The sequence below is a fragment of the Mesorhizobium marinum genome (genome assembly GCF_040813675.1).
Classification (GTDB): Bacteria; Pseudomonadota; Alphaproteobacteria; order Rhizobiales; family Rhizobiaceae; genus Mesorhizobium_K; species Mesorhizobium_K marinum.
On record NZ_JBFOCI010000002.1, the window covers coordinates 963,715 to 982,511 of the forward strand.

The 18,797-nt window shown below is 68.2% G+C and carries 16 protein-coding genes; 12 read left to right on the plus strand and 4 right to left on the minus strand.

What is annotated here, in order from left to right; translation table 11 throughout:
- The first annotated feature begins 6 nt into the window (after positions 1-6).
- Complete coding sequence (locus ABUE31_RS10250; protein ID WP_367723435.1) at positions 7-1,641, plus strand: PEP-utilizing enzyme; 1,635 nt, start codon at positions 7-9, stop codon at positions 1,639-1,641.
- Positions 1,638-2,960 carry a PEP/pyruvate-binding domain-containing protein gene (locus ABUE31_RS10255; RefSeq protein ID WP_367723436.1) on the plus strand — a complete coding sequence of 441 codons (1,323 nt, stop codon included), beginning with the start codon at positions 1,638-1,640 and terminating at the stop codon, positions 2,958-2,960. The genes ABUE31_RS10250 and ABUE31_RS10255 overlap by 4 nt, the downstream gene beginning before the upstream one ends.
- On the opposite strand, the gene ABUE31_RS10260 is transcribed toward ABUE31_RS10255, so the two are convergent.
- From ABUE31_RS10260 to ABUE31_RS10275, 4 genes are read right to left on the minus strand one after another with little or no spacing between them, the layout of a single operon-like run.
- A complete protein-coding gene (locus tag ABUE31_RS10260) occupies positions 2,911-3,576 on the minus strand; it encodes a CDP-alcohol phosphatidyltransferase family protein (RefSeq protein WP_367723437.1) in 666 nt (221 codons plus the stop codon). The genes ABUE31_RS10255 and ABUE31_RS10260 overlap by 50 nt on opposite strands.
- Positions 3,569-3,973 carry a hypothetical protein gene (locus ABUE31_RS10265; RefSeq protein ID WP_367723438.1) on the minus strand — a complete coding sequence of 135 codons (405 nt, stop codon included), beginning with the start codon at positions 3,971-3,973 and terminating at the stop codon, positions 3,569-3,571. Before ABUE31_RS10265 ends, ABUE31_RS10260 begins: the two co-directional genes overlap by 8 nt.
- Positions 3,958-4,905: a phosphatidate cytidylyltransferase gene (locus ABUE31_RS10270; RefSeq protein WP_367723439.1), complete on the minus strand. Its 948-nt coding sequence runs from the start codon at positions 4,903-4,905 to the stop codon at positions 3,958-3,960. The genes ABUE31_RS10265 and ABUE31_RS10270 overlap by 16 nt, the downstream gene beginning before the upstream one ends.
- Positions 4,902-5,549, minus strand: coding sequence for a lysophospholipid acyltransferase family protein (locus ABUE31_RS10275; protein ID WP_367723620.1), 648 nt, complete (start codon positions 5,547-5,549; stop codon positions 4,902-4,904). Before ABUE31_RS10275 ends, ABUE31_RS10270 begins: the two co-directional genes overlap by 4 nt.
- 318 nt (positions 5,550-5,867) lie before the next feature.
- Between ABUE31_RS10275 and ABUE31_RS10280 the strand changes: the two genes are divergently transcribed.
- From ABUE31_RS10280 to cmk, 10 genes are all read left to right on the plus strand, one after another.
- On the plus strand, positions 5,868-8,558 hold the full coding sequence (locus tag ABUE31_RS10280; RefSeq protein WP_367723440.1) for a bifunctional diguanylate cyclase/phosphodiesterase: 2,691 nt from the start codon (positions 5,868-5,870) through the stop codon (positions 8,556-8,558).
- Positions 8,559-8,643: 85 nt separating this feature from the next.
- Entirely contained in the window at positions 8,644-11,418 is a 2,775-nt protein-coding gene (locus ABUE31_RS10285; protein WP_367723441.1) for a [protein-PII] uridylyltransferase, read from the plus strand.
- Between the two features lie 66 nt (positions 11,419-11,484).
- Positions 11,485-13,077 carry a murein biosynthesis integral membrane protein MurJ gene (gene murJ, locus ABUE31_RS10290; RefSeq protein WP_367723442.1) on the plus strand — a complete coding sequence of 531 codons (1,593 nt, stop codon included), beginning with the start codon at positions 11,485-11,487 and terminating at the stop codon, positions 13,075-13,077.
- 168 nt (positions 13,078-13,245) lie between these two features.
- Positions 13,246-13,788: a dTDP-4-dehydrorhamnose 3,5-epimerase family protein gene (locus tag ABUE31_RS10295; protein WP_367723443.1), complete on the plus strand. Its 543-nt coding sequence runs from the start codon at positions 13,246-13,248 to the stop codon at positions 13,786-13,788.
- Positions 13,781-14,704 (plus strand): Gfo/Idh/MocA family protein, encoded by a 924-nt coding sequence (locus tag ABUE31_RS10300; protein WP_367723444.1) that lies wholly within the window; start codon positions 13,781-13,783, stop codon positions 14,702-14,704. The genes ABUE31_RS10295 and ABUE31_RS10300 overlap by 8 nt, the downstream gene beginning before the upstream one ends.
- Positions 14,701-15,558, plus strand: a complete 858-nt coding sequence (locus tag ABUE31_RS10305; protein ID WP_367723445.1) for a glycosyltransferase family 2 protein — start codon at positions 14,701-14,703, stop codon at positions 15,556-15,558. Before ABUE31_RS10300 ends, ABUE31_RS10305 begins: the two co-directional genes overlap by 4 nt.
- A gap of 82 nt (positions 15,559-15,640) precedes the next feature.
- Positions 15,641-16,708, plus strand: coding sequence for a tryptophan--tRNA ligase (trpS, locus tag ABUE31_RS10310; RefSeq protein WP_367723446.1), 1,068 nt, complete (start codon positions 15,641-15,643; stop codon positions 16,706-16,708).
- A 107-nt stretch (positions 16,709-16,815) separates the two neighbouring features.
- Positions 16,816-17,307, plus strand: coding sequence for a universal stress protein (locus tag ABUE31_RS10315; RefSeq protein WP_367723447.1), 492 nt, complete (start codon positions 16,816-16,818; stop codon positions 17,305-17,307).
- 141 nt (positions 17,308-17,448) lie between these two features.
- The gene (locus ABUE31_RS10320) at positions 17,449-18,027 is read left to right on the plus strand and encodes a NifU family protein (RefSeq protein ID WP_367723621.1); all 579 of its coding nucleotides are present in this window, start codon (positions 17,449-17,451) and stop codon (positions 18,025-18,027) included.
- Positions 18,028-18,117: 90 nt separating this feature from the next.
- On the plus strand, positions 18,118-18,777 hold the full coding sequence (cmk, locus tag ABUE31_RS10325; protein ID WP_367723448.1) for a (d)CMP kinase: 660 nt from the start codon (positions 18,118-18,120) through the stop codon (positions 18,775-18,777).
- Positions 18,778-18,797: the final 20 nt, after the last annotated feature.

Below are 18,797 nucleotides of genomic sequence, written 5' to 3' on the forward strand. Positions count from 1 at the left end.
CTGACCATGTCACGTGCCGCAACCCCTCTTGTCTTCGACCCGCCGGGGCCGGGTTCCTGGGAACAGGACCCGGTGCATTTCCCCCGGCCGATGACGCGCTATTTCCAGGACATGCATCCGCCGGCGTTTCGCAAGGGTACCGGCGACTTCGCCCGCTTCTACGGGATGCTGATCGACGGGCTGCAGATCGCCTATGTCAACGGCTTCGGCTACAATCAGGTGGTGCCGGCCCCCGACGCGGAAATCCCGGCGCGCCTGCGCCGCGCCGAAGAGGTGTTCGCCGGCAAGCTCTGGCGCGAGCAGCTGCGCGAATGGGACGAACGGCGCAAGCCGGCCACCATCGCGACGCACCGGGAGCTGCAGGCCATCGATCCCGCGGCGCTGCCCGACGCCGGACTTGCGGCCTATGTCAGGCGATGCGCGGACCATCATTCCGCGATGATCACCCAGCACATGCGCTTTACCGCCGCCGCGGTGCTGCCGACCGGCGACTTCCTCGCGCATGCGGCCGAGTGGACCGGCCTGCCGCAGTCCGACCTTCTCGGACTGATGCGCGGTTCCGCCGAGGTGTCCTCGGGCGGGTCCGACGAGATGGCGCGCCTGAAGCGGGCGTTCGCAGCCGACCCGGCGGCGGGCAGGCTGCTTGCCTCGGGCGGCGATCCGGCCGCGGTGCTTGAGGGCCTGCGCTCGCTCGGCGGCGATACCGGCGCGGCCGTCGCCGGCTATCTCGACCTGGTCGGCAACCGGATCATCGACGGGTTCGACATCAGCCAGCCATCGGCGCTGGAACTGCCAGATGCGCTGGTGCGCGCGATCCACGCGGCAGTCTCGGAGGAGGACGAAGACGGCTCGCATGTCGCCGACCGTATCGCCGACGTCCGCGCGATGGTTCCCGACGCCCATCGCGGCGCCTTCGACGAACTGCTCGGCGAAGCGCGTCTCACCTACCGTCTGCGCGACGAGCGCGGCGTCTACAGCGATATCTGGGCGTCGGGACTGATGCGCCGCGCGGCGCTCGCCGCCGGCAGCCGCATCGCGGCCCGCGGGCGGATCGCGGCGGTGGAGCACATGCTCGACGCCAGCCTCGACGAGATGTGCGCTCTGGTGGAGGACAAGGGCGGCCCGTCCGGCGACGAGCTTGCCGCCCGCGCGGCCTACCGCGCCGGCCACACCGCCAAGGAGGCGCCGCCCACGCTGGGCCCCCCGCCACCGCCCAAGCCCGACCTTTCCGCGCTGCCGCCGGCGGCCGCCCGGGTCATGCGCGCGACCTTCATCGCGATCGGCCACATCTTCGGCAGCTCGCAGGCGCAGAACGACCAGGCGGTGCTTTATGGCCTGGCCGCGAGCAAGGGCGTCTACGAAGGCCCGGCGCGCCGCATATCGAGCCCCGCCGAATTCGGCCGCATCGCCAAGGGCGACGTGCTGGTGACCGAATCGACCACCGAGGCGTTCAACATCCTGCTGCCGCTGCTCGGCGGCATCGTCACCGACAATGGCGGCCTGCTGTCGCATGCGGCCATCGTCTCGCGCGAATACGGCATCCCGGGCGTCGTCGGCACCCGCGAGGCGACCGAACGCATCGCCGACGGCATGGTCGTGCGGGTCGACGGGGATGCCGGCGAAGTGACGGTGCTTTCGTGAAGAAGGTCGTTCCCTTCGCCAAGGCGCAGGATACGTCGCTCTACGGTTCCAAGGCCGTCGGTCTCGGCGACGCCGCGCGCCACGGCCTGCCGGTACCGCCCGGCGTGGCGCTTTCCGGCGATCTCGTCGAGGCGGTCGCGGCGGGCGACGACGCCTGCATCGAGAAGGTGACGAAGGCGATCGCCGGCCTGTCGCCGCCCTTTGCCGTCCGTTCGTCGGCCGCCGACGAGGACGGCGCGGCCGCGAGCTTCGCCGGCCAGCACATCACCGTGCTCAACGTGCATTCGGCCGACGACGTGCCCGGCGCGATCCGCGAAGTCTGGTGGTCGGCCAACTCCGACGCGGCCATCACTTACCGGCAGCGCGTCGGGCTGTTCACCCGCCCGAGCGTCGGCGTCGTCGTCCAGACGCTGCTCGACCCGGCCGTCGCCGGCGTGATGTTCACCGAGCACCCGGTCACCGGCGTCGACGAGCGCCTGGTCGAGGCGAGCTGGGGGCTCGGCGAAGCCGTCGTCGCGGGCCTCGTGGTGCCCGACCACTTTCGCCTCGACCGCTCCGGCCAGGTGCTGGAACGCAGGCCAGGACGCAAGCGCATCGCGGTGCGGCCGCTTCCCAACGGCGGCACGTTCGAGGAGCAGGTGGCGCCGGCGCGGGCAAGCGAGCTCTGCCTCGGGGACGCGGAACTGGCTGCCCTCGGCGAGCTCGCGCTGCAGTGCGAAAAGGTCTACGGGCCGCGCCGCGACATCGAATGGGCCTACCAGGACGGAACGCTCTATCTGCTGCAGTGCCGCGCCGTCACGACGGGAAAGTCGGCGGGCCAGGCGCCGGCGGCTCCGCCCCGCGATCCCGTTGCGGCTCTGCGGCGCGTCGAACTGTTCGCGGACATGGACCGCCGGCAGGCCGAGCAGATCGCAAGGTTGCTGAAAGAACGTCCTTTCGCGAAGGGCGAGACCGTCATCGTGGAGGGCACGGGGGGCGCGGCGTTCTTCATCATCGAATCCGGCGAAGCGACCGTATCGAGCAAGGGCGTCACCCTGGCGACGCTTGGTCCCGGCGACTATTTCGGAGAGATCGCCCTGATCGACGGCGGGCCGCGTTCGGCGACCGTCACCGCGACGACCAACATGGTCTGCTACGGGCTCACTTTCTGGGAATTCCGTCCTCTGATCGAAAGGAACGGCACGATCGGCTGGAAGCTGCTGCAGGCGTTGGCCAAGCGGCTGCGCGCCGTCGACCAGGCGACGATCGCCGGCGCCCTCCAGCCGGAGGCTACGGCTGCCGCGCCCGCAACCCCCGCACCAGCCGCGCAGCCCTTCTGACGACGGTGACGCCCGCGCCGACCGCGACCAGCCAGAGCGCCGCCAGGAGAAGCTCGTTGTGGCCGTTCCACAGCGGCTCGAGCACCGAGGCGAGCGCCGCAGCGGTGACCAGCGCCATGCGGTGCGGCTTGGCCATCGGCCCCGAGAAGTCGGCGGACAGCCCGCAGGCGCGGCCGAGCTCGCGCACATAGGCGGTGAAGATGGCGAGCGCCACGGCGGCCCAGCCGAGCGCCGGCTGGCCGACGCCGTAGCCGAGACCGGCGAGGATGAGGAGATCGGACACGCGGTCCGGCATCTCGTTCCAGAACGCGCCGTCGGACGCGCTCTTGCCGGCCTCGATCGCGACCATGCCGTCGAGCAGGTTGCAGAGCAGCCTGAGCTGGCAGAACAAAGCCGCAGCGACCAGCAGGATCGCCCGCTGAAACGCGTCGTCGGCGAGCCCGGCGCTCCACAAGGCGGCGCCTGCGGCGGCCGCGGCGACCATGCTGGCGACCGAGATCTGGTTCGGCGTGATGCTGGTCTTCGCGAGCATGTGCGTCAGCGCCGCCGCCCATCCAGTCTGGCGGCTGGCGAGCGGGCGGCGGTTGTCGGGACCGGTCGGATTTGCGTTAGTCATGACTTACCTTTCGGGCGCGGAACAGCGCGGCGGCGTAGAGCGCCGAATAGAGCGCGGTGACGCTGGTCGGCAGTGCGATGGTCGTCGCGATTTCCGGTGTGCCGGCCAGCGCATGAATGGTCGTCAGCACGGCGATCGAAAGCAGCACCGCGGCGGCCGGCGGCGCCAGCAGCGCGGCGAGGCCGGAAAGCCGGGCCGCGAGCGCCTCGATCATGCGTTTCAGCGCCAGGGTGATCGCCCCGGACAGCGCACCCTGCACGAGGCCCGCAACGAGCGGTTCCGGCAGGGGGTGCGCGCGATTGGCGAACACCGCCCAGCCGCCCATCGCCAGGAAAGCGACCGCGACATGCACGAACGCGTTTTGCGCGAGCGCCTTCACGCTCAGCTTCCCGTCCACCAGTAGCGCACGACGTGGAAGAAGATCGGCGCGGAGAAGACGACGGAATCAAGCCGGTCGATGAAGCCGCCATGGCCGGCGATGACATGGCCCCAGTCCTTGACGCCGCGGTCGCGCTTGATGGCCGACATCACGAGGCCGCCGAAGAAGCCGAGGATGGCGATGAGGAAGGCGAGCAGGCCGGCCTGCCACACGGTGAAAGGCGTCATCCACCAGAGGCCGGCGCCGACGGCGGTCGCCGACAGGATGCCGCCGGCAAAGCCCTCGACGGTCTTGGAAGGCGACAACCGCGGCGCGATCTTGCGCTTGCCGATGAGCTTGCCCCAGACATATTGCAGCACGTCGGAAAGCTGCACGACGACGATGAGGAAGGCGATGAGCAGGACGTTGCGCCCTTCATAGCCGGGGATTTTCAGGTTGAGCAGCGCCGGCACGTGCGAGGCGCAGAACACCGCGATCATCAACGCCCACTGCAGTTCGGCGATGCGCACGAGGTAGTTTTCGGCCTCGCCGCGCAGCGCCGAGACGATGGGCAGGAGCAGGAAGACGTAGACCGGGATGAAGATCGCGTAGAGCCCGTACCAGTCGATCCAGATGAGATAGTACTGGTAGGGCAGGACGACGAAGAAGGCGGTGACCAGCGACCAGTGGTCGGCGCGGCGCACATTGGTAAGCGTCAGGAATTCGCGCAGCGCCGCGAAGGAGCAGAAGCCGAACAGCAGGATGACCCCGGTGCGCCCGCCGATGAAGGCGATGGCGAGCAGCGTCGCCATCACCCACCACGCGCGGATGCGATCGTTGAGGTTCTCGATCGCCTGGTTGGCGCCGTCCGGCGAGAAGCGCCGCTGCAGGACATAGCCGACCGCCGAGGCGACGACGAGAATCGCGCCGACGCCGACGAGAAGCTGGAGCAGGTCCGGATGGATGGTCATGCGGGGCTCCCGTTGCGCGTGGGCCTCAAGGCGAGCAGCGCCGAGCGCGCGCGATCGAGGAAGGCGTCGGCGCCCTCGGCGTCGGCGACCTGGAGGGCCGGGCCGAAGGTGACGCTGCACATCAGCGGAACAGGGATGAACTCGCCCTTCGGCATGACCCGGTTCAGATTGTCGATCCAGACCGGCACAAGTTCGATCTGCGGGCGCGAGCGGGCGAGGTGGTAGAGGCCGGCCTTGAACGGCAGCAGCGGCTCTTCGGTCTCGTTGCGCGTGCCCTCGGGGAACAGGATCAGCGAAGCGCCCCGATCGACGGCGTCCTGCATGATCGCGATGGGGTCGCCGGTGCGCGTCTCGCGGTTGCGGTCGATCAGCACGGCGTTGAACACGTCGCGGCCGATGAAGCGCTTCAGCGGCGACTTCAGCCAGTAGTCGGAGCCGGCGACCGGCCGCGTCTTGCGGCGAAGGCGCGGCGGCAGCACGATCCAGATCAGGATGAAGTCGCCATGGCTGGCGTGGTTGGCGAAATAGATCCGCCGCCTGCGCGACGGTTCGTTGCCAACCCAGGTGCCGTGCACCGCCGTGACGAAGCGGGCGAACAGCGTGACGACAAAAGCGAAGGCGCCGGCCGCCGTGCGCCGCGCCATCCCGGCATCGTTCGCACGGGTGGTGCTCATGTCGGCCCGTTCCGACCGCGCCAAACGGACATCTGCAATACCCCCTCGATGACCCAGGACCGGCAGCATCTTTCGGAGGAAACGGCGCCGCGCGCAAGATGCAGCATCACCCGCCCCGGCGCGGATACGCAATACTCGCGGGCACCTTCCGACTGCTTCTGTCGTCTGCCGCTGCGTAAGTGGACGGGCTGCTCTTTCCTTGAAACGCCGGGAATTTTTAAGGCCCTATTTAATGATTGAGCTTAGCGTCGCGGCGGATTGAGCCGAAACGACGCGCAGGCATTGTTCTTGGGAGAAGAGACCCATTCGCTGCGCAGCTTGCTGCGCCTGATCTGGAAGCCGACGAACGTGCCCGCCGCGCTCGCGCTGCTGGCGATTGCCTCGGTGGGCCTGCTTGCCGAGTACCAGAACCGCCGCCTGCACGAGGAGCGGTTGCGCACGGAGGTGCTCGGCCATGTCAGCCTGATCCGCGCCAAGCTCGAAGGCACCGTCAACGGCAACATCCAGCTGGTGCGCGGACTGGTGGCGACGCTGTCGACCGAGCCGGCGATGAGCCAGGCCCGCTTCTCCGAACTGGCCGCGAACCTGCTCGACGGCCGCTCGCACCTCAAGCTCGTCGCCGGTGCGCCGGACCTGGTGGTCTCGATGATCCATCCGGTCGAGGGCAACCGGCAGGCGCTCGGGCTGGACTACAACGTAAACGAGGCGCAGCGCGCCGCCGCGCTGCGCGCCCGCGACAGCGGCGAGCTGGTGCTGGCCGGTCCCATCGACCTCGTCCAGGGCGGCCGCGGCTTCGTCGGGCGCTTCCCTGTATTCGTCGGCGATGGCAACGGCGGCAGGCGCTTCTGGGGCATCGTCTCTGCGGTGCTTGACGTCGACAGGATATTCGAGGACAGCGGCCTTCTCGACGGCGACCTGCCCATCGACGTAGCGATTGCCGGGCGCGATGGTTCCGGCGCCGGCGGGGAGCCCTTCTTCGGCGACGCCGCGGTCACCGCAGACCAGCCGGTGACATCCGACGTCGTCCTGCCGGCCGGCACCTGGCAGGTGGCCGCCGTGCCGAAGGGCGGCTGGCACCAGGCCCCACCCAACGCCTGGATGCTGCGGCTGCTGATCTTCGCCGGCGGCGTGCTGATCATGATCCCGGCGGTCGCCACCGGCCGATTGATCGGCGAGCGCTTGAAGAACGTCGACGAACTGCGCCGGCGCGAAGGGGAACTCGAAAGCCTGTCGCTGCGCCTGAAACTGGCGCTCGACAGCTCGCAGTTCGGCGTCTGGGACCTGGACACCGAGACCGACGAACTGTTCTGGGACGCCCGCGTCAGCCAGATCTACGGCTACGAAGCCGACGGGCGGCTGCGCAGCTACGCCGACTGGGAGCGGCGGGTGCACCCCGAGGATCGCGCGCGCGTGCTCGAGGAGACAAAGCACGTCGCCGAGAGCGGCGAGGCGTTCCAGACGCAGTATCGCGTGGTGCTCCCCGATGGCGAGATCCGGCACGTGCGCGAGAGCGCCAAGGCCTATACCGACGGCAACGGGGTGCTGCGGCTGGTCGGCGTGAACTGGGACGTGACGGCCGACGTCGAGCTCAGCGAGAAGCTGAAGATCGCCAACATGCTGACCGAAGCGCGCAACGTCGAGCTGGAGACGGCCAAGGAGAGGATCGAGTTCAACGCGCTGCACGATTCGCTGACGGGGCTGCCCAATCGGCGCTATCTCGACGAGGTGATGTCACGGCACATCGAAGCGTTCTCCGGCGAGGACGAGCGCGCCGGCCTGCTGCATCTCGATCTCGATCGCCTCAAGCAGATCAACGACACGCTTGGCCATGCGGCCGGCGACGCCGTGCTGGCGCATGCCGCGCGCATCCTGAAATCCAACCTGCGGCGCGGCGACTTCGTGGCCCGGGTGGGCGGCGACGAGTTCGTCGTCGTCTGCAAGATCGAGGGACCGGATCGGGGGCGCTGGGAGGAGATCCTGGCCGGCCTCGCCGCGCGGATCGTCGAGGAAATGCACCAGCCGATCGTCTACCAGGGGCATGAATGCCGCTTCGGCGTGTCGATCGGCATCGCCTGCGACCTCGACCCGGTGGTCGACCCGCGCCGGCTGCTGGTCAATGCGGACCTCGCGCTCTACCGGGCCAAGAACCGAGGGCGCAACCGCTACCACTTCTTCAACGACGCGCTGCAGGCCGAGATCAGCGAAACCAAGCGCGTCGCCGATGACCTGCTGTCGGGCCTCGAGCGCTGCGAGTTCGTCGCCCACTACCAGCCGCAGTTCGATGCCACGACGCATGCGATCGTCGGCGTGGAGGCGCTTGCCCGCTGGAACCATCCGACAGCCGGGCTGCTTTCGCCGGACGACTTCATCGGCATCGCCGAGGAACTGAACGTCGTCGCCACGATCGACCGGATGATCCTCGAGCAGACGCTGCGCGACCTGAAGGCCTGGGAGGATGCCGGCATCGAGGTGCCGAAGGCGTCGGTCAACGTGTCGGCGCGGCGGCTGCACGACGAGGAGCTGATCGGCGGCCTCGCGGAGCTCGGGATCGCGCCTGGCACCATCGCATTCGAGCTGGTGGAATCGATCTTCCTCGACGAAAGCGACGAGCTGGTCACCTGGAACGTCGAGCAGATCAAGGGGCTCGGCATCGACATCGAGATCGACGACTTCGGAACCGGCTACGCCTCGATCGTCAGCCTGCTCAAGCTGAAGCCGCGCAGGCTGAAGATCGACCGGCAGCTCGTCACGCCGATCCTGAAGTCGCCGGCGCAGCGCCAGCTGGTGGGTTCCATCATCGAGATCGGCCGGTCGCTCGGCATCGAGGTGCTGGCCGAAGGCGTCGAGACGCTGCGGCACGCACGGGTGCTGAAGTCGCTCGGCTGCAGCGCCCTGCAGGGGTTCGCCTTCGCGCGGGCGATGAGCGCCGAGGAGTTCGTCGCGTTCGCGCGCGCCCACAAGCTTGCCCGGGCGTCGTAGGCCTGCGACCCCGGCCGGGCCGCGACGGCCGGATTCCACTTTTGCCGGAATTGCTCTATAGACGCCGCCGGGACCGCGAGGCTCAATGGCGAAAATTCCCCACAGGCTTGATGAGATAGTCGACGGCGCTGCGCTGCGCCGCGAGCTCGATTCCCTGGCCGGCAAGCCAGCCGACCGGCGTGCGCGGGCGCTCGGCGTCTTCAAGAGCGCGCTCGCTTCTGGCCGGGCGGCGGCCGAGGCGATGCTGCGCGAGGACGGCGGCGGCACCGCCTGCGCGACGCGATTGTCGCATCTCATGGACGAGATCATCCGGGCCCTGCACGACTTTGCGGCCTCGGCCCAGCCGGGGACGGCCAAGGCCGGCCCCCGCATGGCGGTCGTGGCGACCGGCGGCTACGGCCGCGGCACGCTGGCGCCGGGCTCCGACATCGACCTGCTCTTCCTGCTGCCGGCAAAGCAGACGCCGGCCGGCGCGGCGGCGGTCGAATACATGCTCTACATGCTGTGGGACATGGGCCTGAAGGTCGGCCATGCGACGCGCGACGTCGACGAATGCATCCGACAGGCGCGCGCCGACTTCACCATCCGGACTTCCGTGCTCGAGGCGCGCTTCCTGTGGGGCGACCAGGCGCTTTTCGACGAGCTGATGGAGCGCTTCGACCGGGACGTGGTGAAGGGCACCGGCGCGGAATACGTGCAGGCCAAGCTCGCCGAGCGCGACGAGCGCCACGCCAAGTCGGGCGACACGCGCTACCTGGTCGAGCCCAACGTCAAGGACGGCAAGGGGGGCCTGCGCGACCTGCAGACGCTGTTCTGGATCGGCAAGTACTTCTACCGGGTGCGCGCCGCCGCCGAACTGGTCGAGAAGGGCGTCTTCACGCAAGCTGAGTTCGACCAGTTCCGCAAGGCCGACGATTTCCTCTGGGCGGTGCGCTGCCAGATGCACTTCCTGACCGGCCGGGCCGAGGAACGGCTGCACTTCGACATCCAGCGCGATATCGCCGAGCGGCTCGGCTATACCAGCCATCCCGGGCTTTCGGCGGTCGAGCGCTTCATGAAGCACTACTTCCTGATCGCCAAGACCGTCGGCGACCTCACGCGCATCTTCTGCGCCGCGCTCGAGGAGGAGCAGGCCAAGCATGTGCCGGGCTTCAACCGCATCTTCCTCACCTTCCAGAGGCGCAAGCGCAAGCTTGCCGGCACCAGCGACTTCATCGTCGACAACCACCGTATCAATGTCGCGGACGACAAGGTGTTCGAGCGCGACCCGGTGAACATGCTCAGGCTGTTCTGGTTCGCCGACAAGCACGGGCTGGAATACCATCCGGACGCGCTGAAGCTTCTGACCCGCTCGCTCGGCCTCGTCGACAAGAGCCTGCGCCGCGACGCCGAGGCGAACCGGCTGTTCCTCGACCTTCTGACATCCGACCGCTACGCCGAACTCAATGTCAGGCGCATGAACGAGGCCGGGCTGCTCGGCCGGCTGATCCCGGATTTCGGCAAGATCGTCGCGATGATGCAGTTCTCGATGTACCACCACTACACGGTGGACGAGCACTTGATCCGCTGCATCGGCGTGCTGGCCGAGATCGAACGCGGCGGCGGCGAGAAGGTCCACCCGTTGTCGCACGCCTTGATGCCGGACCTGAGGAAGTATCGCGAAGTGCTCTACGTCGCGGTGCTGCTGCACGACATCGCCAAGGGCAGGCCAGAGGACCATTCGGTGGCCGGCGCCAGGATCGCGCGCCGCATCTGCCCGCATATGGGGCTGTCGCCGGCAGACACGGAAACCGTCGCCTGGCTGGTCGAGAACCACCTCGTCATGTCGATGACGGCGCAGACGCGCGACCTGAACGACCGCAAGACGATCGATGACTTCGCCTCGCTGGTTCAGTCGGTCGAGCGACTGAAGCTGCTGCTGGTGCTGACGGTCTGCGACATCCGCGGGGTCGGACCGGGCGTCTGGAACGGCTGGAAGGGCCAGTTGCTGCGCACGCTCTACTACGAGACGGAGCTGCTGCTGACCGGTGGCTTCTCGGAGGTGACGCGCGCCGAGCGGGCGGCCGAGGCGCGCGAGCGCCTGGCTGACGGGCTCGCCGACTGGCCCGAGAAGGCGCGCCGCAAATATGTGAAGCTGCACTACGAGAACTACCTGCTGACGGTGGCGCTCGACGACCAGCTGCGCCACGCCGAATTCATCCGCGACGCCGACGCCGCGAAGAAGAAGCTGGCGACGATGGTCAAGACGCACGAGTTCGAGGCGGTCACCGAGATCACCGTGCTGGCGCAGGACCATCCCCGCCTGCTGTCGGTGATCGCCGGCGCCTGCGCCGCGGCGGGCGGCAACATCGTCGACGCGCAGATATTCACGACATCGGACGGCCGGGCGCTGGACACCATCCTGATCGGCCGCGAATTCGACCGCGACGAGGACGAGCGCCGGCGCGCCGAACGCGTCGGCGGGCTGATCGAGGACGTGCTGTCCGGCAAAGCCTGGCTGCCGGAGATGATCGCCAAGCGGGCCAAGCCGCGGCGCGGCGCGAAGGCTTTCAGGATCGAGCCCAGGGTGGACATCCGCAACACGCTGTCGAACCGATTTTCGGTCATCGAGGTCGAGGGTCTCGACAGGCCAGGCCTGCTGTCGGAAATCACCGGGACGCTCTCCGACCTCTCGCTCGACATCGCCTCCGCGCACATCACGACGTTCGGCGAGAAAGTCATCGACACGTTCTACGTGACCGACCTGACCGGCGCGAAGATCGAGAACCCGACGCGGCAGGAGGCGGTCAGCAAGCGCCTGACGGCCACGCTGACCGGCGTTCAGGAGCGGCCCGCAAGGGCCAAGGCCGCGGCCGAATAGCCGCGACGGAGGGGCTGCAGACAGGATGCCAGGACGGGTGGACAAAAACCTTCGCGGGCTTGCGCCATGAGCCTGGTCAAGAAGTTCGCAACCGTCGGTTCGGGCACCATGCTCAGCCGGCTGTTCGGTTTCGCGCGCGAGATGATGATGGCCGCCGCGCTTGGCACCGGGCCGGTGGCCGAGGCCTTCTACGCGGCGTTCCAGTTTCCCAACACGTTCCGGCGGCTGTTTGCGGAGGGCGCCTTCAACGCGGCCTTCGTGCCGCTGTTCGCGCGCGAGATCGAGGCCGGCGGCGTCGCCGGCGCGAAGAAGTTCTCCGAGGAGGTGTTCGGCGTGCTGTTCAGCATCCTGCTGGTGCTGACCATCGCCATGGAACTGGCGATGCCGTTCGTCATCCGCTACGGCATCGCGCCGGGTTTCGCGGAAGACCCGGCCAAGCTGCTGCTGACCGTCGAACTCGCGGCGATCATGTTCCCCTACCTGATCTGCATGTCGCTCGGCGCGATGATGGCCGGCATGCTCAACTCGCTCCACCGCTACTTCGCGGCGGCGATCGCCCCGGTATTCCTGAACATCATCCTGGTCGGCATCCTGGTCGTCGCCTGGTACGGCGGCTATGACGGCCGCGAGGTGGGCTGGGCGCTCGGCTGGGGCGTGCTGACGGCCGGCATCGTGCAACTCGCCATCGTCTTCTTCGCGGTGCGCCGCGCCGGCGTGTCGATCGGCTTCCGGCGGCCGCGCCTGACCAAGAATGTCAGGCGGCTCCTGTGGCTGGCGCTGCCGGCCGCAATCACGGGCGGCATCACCCAGATCAACACGCTGGTCGGCACCGCCATCGCCTCGGGGCTGCCGGGCGCGGTGCCGTCGCTCAACCTTGCCGACCGCGTCTACCAGCTGCCGCTTGGCGTCGTCGGCGTCGCGGTGGGCGTCGTCCTGCTGCCGGAATTGGCGCGCGCGCTGCGGGCGGGCAACAACATCGAGGCGGCGAACCTGCAGAACCGTTCGGTCGAGTTCACCCTGTTCCTGACGCTGCCGGCGGCAGCGGCGCTCCTGACCATGGCCGAGCCGATCGTGCGCGTGCTCTACGAGCGCGGCGCCTTCACGCCGCAAGACACCGCGCTGGTCGCGCAGGTGCTCTCCATCTTCGGCGTCGGCCTGCCCGCCTTCGTCCTGGTCAAGGCGTTCACGCCGGGCTACTTCGCGCGGGAGGACACGCGCACGCCGATGATGTTCGCGGCGGTCTCGGTGGCGGTGAACATCTCCACCGCGCTGTGGCTGTTCCCGACGATGGGCGCGCCTGGCATCGCGACGGCCGCGGCGGTCGCCGGCTGGGTCAACAGCGGCCTGCTGCTAGGCGTTCTGATCGCGCGCGGCCACTGGTCGGGAGACGCCGGCCTGCTGAGGAGGACGCCGCGGCTGCTCGTCGCCTGCGCCCTGATGGCCGGCGCGATCCACCTCGCGGTGACCTGGCTGGAGCCTCAGTTCGCGCCGCAGTCGCCGATCTACGTCCAGGCGAGCGCGCTCGCCGCGGTCGTTGTCGGGGCGATGGTGATCTATTTCGGAGCGGCCTTCGGGCTCGGCGGCGCCGATCTCGGCATGATCCGCAGGAACGTCAGGCGCAAGGGCGACGCCAGCGCCGCCCCGGCCGATCCGGATTGAGCGGCCGCGTTGACCCGAGGCCATCGTGAGCGTTGACGACCGCGATCCGCTGCGGGGGGGGGGGGGCATCATTGCCTTTGACGAGGGGCGGGCCGATAAGATGCCGTAGTTTGCGCGATGGCTTGAGCAAGCCCACGACTCGCGCTTTTCGAGAGGGGGAAATCCGGGGTGAAGCTACCGCATGGCTGCACAATTCGCGATCTGACCACCCACGGTGATGAGCGCGGGAACCTCACGGAGATATTCCGGCTCGAATGGGGCGCCGGCATCGAGCCGGTGCAATGGAACTTCGTGCGCAGCACGGCCAATGTGCTGCGCGGGGTCCATGTCCATGTCATCCACTCCGACTATCTTGTCTGCCTCGAGGGAACGCTGGTGCTCGCGCTTTCGGACATTCGTCCGGAATCGCCGACGCGCGGGCTTGCGACGACGATCGCGCTCAAGGGGTCGTCGATGCAGGCGGCGCTGATCCCGCCCGGGGTCGCCCACGGCTTCCATTTTCCGGAGCCTTCCAGCCTTTGCTATTCGGTGTCGCATTACTGGAACGTGATCGACGAGATCGGCTGCCGCTGGGACGACCCCGCGCTCGGTCTCGACTGGCAGGTCAGCGACCCGGAGCTTTCGCCGCGCGACACGACCGCCGGCAGCGCTGCCGAGATGACGAGACAGTACCTGGCCGTGCGCGAGCAGCTGAGAACAGGCCGTGAATGAAGCGCCGCATGTCGGGCTGATCGGCTGCGGCGGCTGGGGCAAGCTGATCCTGCGCGACCTCAAGGCGCTTGGCGCCACCGTCACCTGCGTGGCGCCGGGTGAAACGTCACGCGCCAACGCCAGGGCGCACGGCGCGGATGTCATCGTGTCGTCGGTGGCCGAGCTTCCTGCGGTCGACGGCGCGGTCGTCGCCACGCCAAGCGACAGCCATGGCGAGGTGTTGCTCGGCCTGTTGCCCCGCAACGTCCCGCTTTTCGTCGAGAAGCCGCTGACATCCGATCTCGCCAGCGCGCAGCGGCTGGCGACCATGGCGTCGGGCCGCATCTTCGTCATGGACAAATGGCGCTACCACGCCGGCATCGATCGCATCGCGCGCTATGCAAGAAGCGGCGAGATCGGCGATGTGCTGGGGTTGAGACTTTTTCGGCTCGGCTGGTCGATGACCCACAACGAGGTCGACCCGATCTGGAACCTGCTGCCGCACGACCTGTCGATCTGCCTGCACATTCTCGGCGAGGTGCCGCCGGTCGATGCCGCGTTTTCGGACGCGCTTGGCCCGGCATCGAGCGGCCTTGTCGCGATGCTCGGACGCCGCGGCGGGCCGCGCGTGGTGATCGAGACCTCGGCCCATCATCCGGTCAATCGGCGATCGGTGATCCTGGCATGCACCGCCGGCACGGTGACGTTGAACGGCAGCCTCGACGATCATCTGATCCTTCGGCAGGGAACCCCCGACGATCTCGACGCACCGGAAATCAAGGTGTTTTTTGAAAACGAAATGCCTTTGAAGGCCGAACTCGCGGCGTTCCTTCGCCATCTGCGCGGCGGGCCTGCGCCGATGAGTTCGGTCGAGGAGGGGGCGCTGGTCGTTGAACGTGTCTGCGAGATCAGGCGCATGGCGGGGCTGCTCGCGTGAAGGACAAGCCGTTCGCCACGGTCCTGATGCCGACGCACGATCATGCGCATCTGATCGGTTATGCCGTGCGCAGTATCCTTGACCAGACGTACCGGGATTTCGAACTGCTGATCGTCGGCGACGGCGCCTCGGCAGCGACACGGGCCGTCGTCGAGGCGCTCGCCATCGGCGACCCGCGCATCCGCTACTACGATTTCTCGAAGGGCGAGCGTCACGGCGAGGCGCACAGGCATCTCGTGCTGCGGGAGGCGCGCGGCGCGATCGTGGCCTATTGCGGCGACGACGACCTCTGGCTGCCGGACCATCTTGCAAGCCTCGCGCGACTTCTCGAACGCTTTGACTTCGGACACATGGTGCAGATCAATGTCCACGGCCGCAACGAGTTTGTCGTCTATGGCGGTGATTTCGCGGCGCCCAACTGCTGGCGCAAGGTGCGCGATGGCGAGACGGGCTTCTTCGGCCTGACGGTGGGCGGCCACCGCATGAAGGCGTATCGCGAACTGCCGGTCGGCTGGAGCCCGGCGCCGCCTTCCGTGGCGACCGACCAGTTCATGTGGCGCAAGTTCCTCAGCCAGCCGGGCCTGCGTTTCGGTACCGGGCTGGCGGCTACGTCGATCCATGTCGCCTCGCCGCTGCGTACCGGCTGGACGGCGGCCGAACGTGAGGAAGAGCTGCGCGACCTGTTCGAGCGCCGAGCCGAGCCCGAACTGCGCAGGCAGCTCGAGGCGGCCATCCGCAGGGCGCACAAGGGCTGGACCGCGCCGACCGACCCGATCGCCCGGCGCATTGCCGGCGGCGCCAAGCGTCTCGGGCGGCGCATCAAGTGGAGGGTCAGGAGCTGGCGTCCCTCTTGATAGGCGCCGTGCCATCGTCCATAAGCGCCGCTCGCATTTCGCCGCGCGCGAAACGGCCCTCCACAAGCCACGGGATCAATCCATGACCGCCTTCAAGCCCCTCGTCTTCTCCGGCGTCCAGCCGACCGGAAACCTGCATCTCGGCAACTATCTCGGCGCCATCAAGAAGTTCGTGGCCCTGCAGGACACCAATGACTGCATCTATTGCGTCGTCGACCTGCATTCGCTGACGGCGCAGCTCGTCCACCAGGACCTCGGCGAACAGACACGCTCGATCACCGCCGCCTTCCTGGCGTCCGGCATCGACCCGAAGAAGCACATCGTGTTCAACCAGGCGCGGGTGATGCAGCACGCCGAGCTTGCCTGGATCTTCAACTGCGTGGCGCGCATCGGCTGGATGAACCGCATGACGCAGTTCAAGGACAAGGCCGGCAAGGATCGCGAGAACGCCTCGCTCGGCCTGCTCGCCTATCCGAGCCTGATGGCGGCCGACATCCTGGTCTACCGCGCCACCCACGTGCCGGTCGGCGAGGACCAGAAGCAGCATCTGGAGCTGACCCGCGATATCGCGCAGAAGTTCAACAACGATTTTTCGGCACGCATCGCGGAGCTCGGCGTCGGCGTCGAGATGAAGGTCGGCGAGGAGACGGTGAACGGCTTCTTCCCGATCACCGAGCCGGTGATCGGCGGCCCGGCGGCGCGCATCATGAGCCTGCGCGACGGCTCCAAGAAGATGTCGAAGTCGGACCCGTCCGATCTCTCGCGCATCAACCTGACCGACGATGCCGACACGATCTCGAAGAAGATCAAGAAGGCCAAGACCGACCCCGACGCCCTGCCCGGCGAGGTCGAGGGACTGGAGGGACGCCCCGAGGCGGAAAACCTGGTCGGCATCTACGCCGGCCTCGCCGACATGTCGAAGGAGGCGGTGCTCAGCGAGTTCGGCGGCCAGCAGTTCTCGGTGTTCAAGCCGGCCCTGGCCGACCTCGCGGTGGAGAAGATGGCCCCGGTCGCCGGCGAGATGCGCCGGCTGATGGCCGACCCGGCCTATATCGACAGCGTGCTGCGCGACGGCGGCAACCGGGCCCGCGTGATTGCCGAAGGCACCATGAAGAAGGTGCGCGAGATCATCGGGCTGCTCGGCGACTGAGCCCGGATGGCAGGAGCCGACGCGGCGTCAAGCCGCGCCGGCTTGCCCGGCGTCACGCCGGATGGCAGATTGCGCGCCCGACCGTTGCCGCCTTGAGGGAGTAGCTGATGGTCTCGAAACGTCTGAGCCGCGAGGCCGGGCACCGCCGCAAGTTCCTGGCGATCATCGACGAGACGCCCGAATGCGAGCGCGCCGTGGCCTATGCCTCCAAGCGCGCCAAGAGCACGGGCGGCGTGCTCGTGCTTCTCTACGTCATCGAACCCGGTGACTTCCAGCACTGGCTGGGGGTCGAGAAGATCATGCGCGAGGAAGCCATGCAGGCGGCCGGCGCCGCGCTCGACGTCCACGCGACCAAGGCGCGCGAGCAGGTCGGCATCGAGCCGGAGCTGGTCGTCAAGGAAGGCAAGCCGGCGGAGGAGATCCACAAGCTGATCGAGGACGACCAGGACATCGCAATCCTGGTGCTGGCGGCGGGCGCCGGCAAGGAAGGGCCGGGGCCGCTGGTGGCCTCGATCGCCGGCAAGGGCGCCGCCTTCCCCATTCCGGTCACCGTCGTGCCGCAGAACCTGTCGGACGAAGACATCGACAGCCTGGCCTAGGCGCGGAGCCGTGGCGGGAAAAACAATCCCCTGCGGGCGCGAAAGCGGCATCGCTTTCGCTTGAATGCGCGCGGAAACAGGCCTATTTAGAACCATTCCAAAGAAGCGGCCGCCGGAGACCGGGCGGCCATGGAGAAGACCATGTTCATCCAGACCGAGGCGACGCCGAACCCGGCGACCCTGAAGTTCCTGCCCGGCAAGGAAGTGCTGCGCGAGGGCACCGCCGACTTCCGTGACGCCGAAAGCGCCGGCGCGGCCTCGCCGCTCGCCGGCAAGCTGTTTTCCGTTCCCGGTGTGACAGGCGTGTTCTTCGGCTACGACTTCGTCACCGTGACCAAGGGCGACGGCCATGAATGGCAGCACCTGAAGCCCGCCATCCTGGGCGCCATCATGGAGCATTTCCTGTCCGGCGCGCCGGTGATGTCGTCGGGCGACCGCGACGTCGCCGACGATGCCGAGCGCGCCGCCGAGTTCTACGACAAGGCCGACGAGGAGATCGTCGTCACCATCAAGGAACTGCTGGAGACGCGCGTGCGCCCGGCGGTGGCGCAGGACGGCGGCGACATCACCTTCCGCGGCTACGAGAACGGCACGGTGTTCCTGCACATGAAGGGCGCCTGCGCCGGCTGCCCGTCGTCGACGGCGACGCTGAAGCACGGCATCCAGAACCTGCTGCGCCATTTCGTGCCGGAGGTCCAGCAGGTCGAGCAGATCGCCTGAGGCGGCCGGCCAAATAGGGCGCGACTCCGGGGGCGAAGCACGCTAAGCCAGCCGCGAACCCCTCCGAGCAACGCTGGCGCGAGAGACTGCGTGAACGGCAAGCCGCTTCCCCTGACGATTGCGATCGACGGTCCAGCCGCCTCCGGCAAGGGCACGCTGGCGCGCCGCCTGGCGGACTACTACCACCTGCCGCATCTCGACACCGGCCTGACCTACCGGGCCGTCGGCCATGCGCTCATCATCCACGGGCTGCCTCTGGACAACGTCTCGGCTGCCGAGACGGCGGCCCGGCAGGTGGATCTGGGCAATCTCGACCGCGAGGCGCTGTCGGCCCATGAGGTCGGCGAAGCGGCGTCCAGGGTCGCGGTGTTCCCGACGGTCAGGAAGATGCTCGTCGACAAGCAACGCGCCTTCGCGGCGCAACCGGGCGGGGCGGTGCTCGACGGGCGCGACATCGGCACGGTGGTATGCCCCGACGCCGACGTGAAGCTCTACGTGACGGCCAGTCCCGAGGTGCGCGCCGGCCGCCGCCTGCGCGATATCGAGTCCAGAGGCGGCCACGCCGACCTCAGCGAAATCCTGGCCGACATCGTGCGCCGCGACGAGCGCGACATGGGCCGCGAGGACTCGCCGCTCAGGCCGGCGGCGGACGCGCACTTGCTCGACACCACGGAAATGTCTATAGAAGCCGCGTTCCAGGCGGCCCGGACGGTGATCGACGCTGTCCTCGCCAAGCGGAACGGCGCCTGAAAGGTCCTGGCTTCCGGCTC